Source organism: Neisseria sp. P0017.S009 (genome assembly GCF_051957375.1).
GTDB classification, from domain to species: domain Bacteria; phylum Pseudomonadota; class Gammaproteobacteria; order Burkholderiales; family Neisseriaceae; genus Neisseria; species Neisseria perflava.
The window spans coordinates 150-400 of record NZ_JBQCWL010000023.1 but is presented as its reverse complement, the minus strand read 5'-3'; the positions used below and the strand labels follow the sequence as shown (position 1 = coordinate 400).

The 251-nt window shown below is 55.0% G+C and carries 1 protein-coding gene; it reads left to right on the top strand.

Features of this window, described 5'->3' with window-relative positions; genetic code table 11:
* A partial coding sequence (locus tag ACTHTG_RS11170; protein ID WP_440362650.1) for a collagen-flanked surface repeat-containing protein occupies nt 1–251 on the top strand: 251 nt, incomplete at both ends.

The window sequence follows — 251 nt, the reverse complement described above, 5'->3', positions numbered from 1 at the left end:
GGTGCAACTGGTGCCGACGGTAAGAACGCTGAAGCCGACGTTAAAGACAACGGCGACGGTACCCACACTGTAACCATCAAAGACGGTAACGGTAACACTACTACCACTATCGTTAAAGACGGTGCAACTGGTGCCAAAGGTGATACCGGCGCTACCGGCGCTACCGGTGCAACAGGTGCCGACGGTAAGAACGCTGAAGCCGACGTTAAAGACAACGGCGACGGTACCCACACTGTAACCATCAAAGACGG